Annotated in this window: 2 protein-coding genes and 1 pseudogene; 2 read left to right on the top strand and 1 reads right to left on the bottom strand. The window is 77.7% G+C overall.

Going from position 1 to position 2718, the window contains the following annotated elements:
- Positions 1 to 22 precede the first annotated feature (22 nt).
- Positions 23 to 1132, bottom strand: a complete 1110-nt coding sequence (locus AR3_RS28850; protein WP_245637944.1) for an ACP S-malonyltransferase — start codon at positions 1130 to 1132, stop codon at positions 23 to 25.
- A 242-nt stretch (positions 1133 to 1374) separates the two neighbouring features.
- On the opposite strand from AR3_RS28850, the pseudogene AR3_RS32505 reads away from it, so the two are divergent.
- Together AR3_RS32505 and AR3_RS32500 are read left to right on the top strand one after the other, a co-directional pair.
- Positions 1375 to 1920, top strand: a pseudogene (locus AR3_RS32505) (3-oxoacyl-ACP synthase); the annotation flags it as partial.
- Positions 1921 to 2203: 283 nt separating this feature from the next.
- The gene (locus AR3_RS32500) at positions 2204 to 2416 is read left to right on the top strand and encodes a 3-oxoacyl-[acyl-carrier-protein] synthase III C-terminal domain-containing protein (RefSeq protein ID WP_245637945.1); all 213 of its coding nucleotides are present in this window, start codon (positions 2204 to 2206) and stop codon (positions 2414 to 2416) included.
- Positions 2417 to 2718 lie beyond the last annotated feature (302 nt).

Genomic DNA, 2718 nt, shown 5'->3' with positions numbered 1-2718 from the left:
CATGACGGCCCTCCTGTCGCGATCAGGTGTCGGCGGTTGGGGCGGCGGGCGGTTGCGGGGACGCGGCCGCGTCGCGCCCGTTGGACGGGCCGGGGCCGGCGGCGCGGGGGCGGGCGCCGCGCGGCGCCTGGTGCAGCGGCGCCCAGGTGCGCGCCTTGGGCAGTGTCAGGCGGACGCACTGGCACAGCGTGTCGCCCTGGGCGGCCTCCACGAACGCCGTGGCGCCCGCGTCGTGGACGGCGCGCAGGATCGGCGGCAGCCGCAGCGGGTGGGCCATGCAGTCGGCCAGCGCCCGGGGCAGGTCGTCGCCGTCGGTGTAGGCGCGGCCGCGCACCGGCGAGTACACCGGCAGCTGCAGGGGGCGGCGCGGCACGTCGCGGACCATCGCGTACCACTCGTCGCCCGCGGCGGCCATCGCCGGGTGGTGCGACAGGTAGGGCACCGCCAGCCGCGTCGCCCGGGCGCCGTCCGCGCGGGCGGTGTCCACGACGCGCTCCAGCGGGTCGTCCGGGCCGCTGACCACCGTCAGCTCCGGTGCGTTCACGCACGCCACGACCACCTCGCCGGAGGCGCCCGCCCGGTCGATGAGGGCCTGGGCGCGCGGTTCCGCGGTCTGCAGCAGGGCCATGCCGCCGCCGCGGCCGTGCCGGGCCAGCACCCCGACGGCGTCCACCGCCATGCGGGCGCCGTCGGCGATGGTGAACACTCCCGCGCTCACCAGCGTGGCGATCTCCCCGAAGCTCTGCCCGACCGCGAAGCCCGGGGTCGCGCCGGCGGCGCGCAGGACCCGGTCGACGGCGACCGAGGTGGCGTAGTCGGCCAGCTGCGCCACGCCGGGGGTGCGGGCGGCGGCGCGGTAGGACGCCGGGTCGTCCAGCAGGACGCGCCGCAGCGACGGCCAGTCGCGCGGCAGTCCCTCTTGGACGGCGTCCAGCACGTCGGTGACGATGCGGTGCGCGGCGGGACCGGATCCGGCCAGGGCCCCCAGCCCTGGCCCGCCGGACGCGCCGGTGCCCGGGAACAGCAAGGCGTACCCGTCCGGCGGCCTGTCCCCCGGCGTCCACAGGGCCGGCGGCGGGGACGGCCGGGGGGACGGCGGGGGCTGCGCGGACGGCGAGAGCAGGAAGGACACGGCGGTCTCCTTACTCCGGCGCCAGGCTCTCTTGGCTATGTAGCTAAAGTTCCCTGAGCCGCCGGATATGGACGAAAAGTTACGGAATGGGATTATTCGCTCATGGCTGCGGCCTGACAACCGTTCGTTCGGTCGGCGCGGCGGGCACCGGCGACCACCGGGCCTCTCGGACCGCCCGGCGGGCGAGCGAACCAGACAGTCCGGCGACCTGGCCATGCGGCCGGTGAGGGGAGCACGCGCGGATGAGCACGCCCCGCACGAACGAGCACACGCACCACGCCGGCGGCGGCCCGCGCTGGGCGATCCGCGGCACCGGGTCCTACCTGCCCGACCGCACCGTCTCCAGCGAGGAGCTGTCGCGCGACCTGGGCCTGGCCCCCGAATGGATCGAGCAGCGCACCGGCATCCGCCGCCGGCACGTCGCCGCGCCCGGCCAGGCCGCCTCCGACCTGGCCCTGGCGGCCGCCGAACGCGCCCTGCACGCCGCCGGAGCGCGGCCCGCCGACCTCGGCCTGATCGTGGTCGGCACCGCCACCCCCGACGAGCTCGGCCCGCCCACCGCCTGCCGCGTCCAGGCCCGCCTGGGCGCCCGCCGAGCCGCCGCGTTCGACGTCGCGGCCGCCTGCACCGGGTTCGTGTTCGGCCTGCAGGCCGCCGTCGGCTGGCTGGCCACCCAGCGCGGCTCCGCCCCGCTGGCGCTGGTGATCGGCGTGGAGGTGTTCTCCAAGTTCCTCAACCCCGCCGACCGGGCCACCGCCGCGCTGGTCGGCGACGGCGCCGCGGCCGCCGTCGTCGGCCCCGTCCCCGCCCCCTACGGCATCACCTCGCTGGCGCTGGGCGCCGACGGCACCGGCGCCGAGGCCGCGATCATCCCCGCCGGCGGCAGCCGCACCCCGCCCAGCGCCGCCACCCTGGCCGACGGCGGCCACACCATCCACATGGACGCCGCCGCCGTCCGCACGTTCATCGTCGACATCTTCCCCCGGCCGGTCGCCGAGGCCACCGACGCCGCCGGGGATCAAGCCCGCCGACCTGGCCCTGGTCGTCCCGCACCAGCCCAACCCCAAGCTGGTGGAGTCCTTGGCGCCCCGCGCCGGCCTGGACCCCGAGCAGCTCGTCATCGCCGGGCAGGATGTCGGCAACATCGGCGCCGCCAGCCTCCCCTACGCCCTGGACCGCGCCGTGCGCACCCGCGGCATCGCCCCCGGCGAACTGGTCCTGCTGGCGGGGTTCGGCGCCGGCCTCACCTGGGGCCACGCACTGATCAGCTGGCCGCCGTCCTGAGCCCCGCCCCCGCCACCGGTCCGGTGACCGGGCCGCGCCGACACTCGGCGGCGGCTCGGGGTCCCACCGGGCAGACCGGCACGACCGCCGCATCCTCGGCCCGGGCTCGACCGCGGTCCCGGGCGGGGCCGCGCCGTTTCGGCGCGGTCAGGCAGCGCGCGCCGTGGCCGCGGCGCGCGCCTCGAGTCGACGGGGAGCGGCGGCTAGTGCCGGCGCCACGGCCCGGTGATCGCGAACGTGGTGCCCGGTTCGTAGACGTTGACGAACATCGTCCGGCCGTCCGGGGAGAACGTCACCCCCGC

The organism is Actinomadura rubrobrunea NBRC 15275 (assembly GCF_001552235.1).
Taxonomy (GTDB): Bacteria; Actinomycetota; Actinomycetes; order Streptosporangiales; family Streptosporangiaceae; genus Spirillospora; species Spirillospora viridilutea.
The sequence above is the reverse complement of the archived record's forward strand: the minus strand, read 5'-3'. Positions and strand labels throughout refer to the sequence as shown.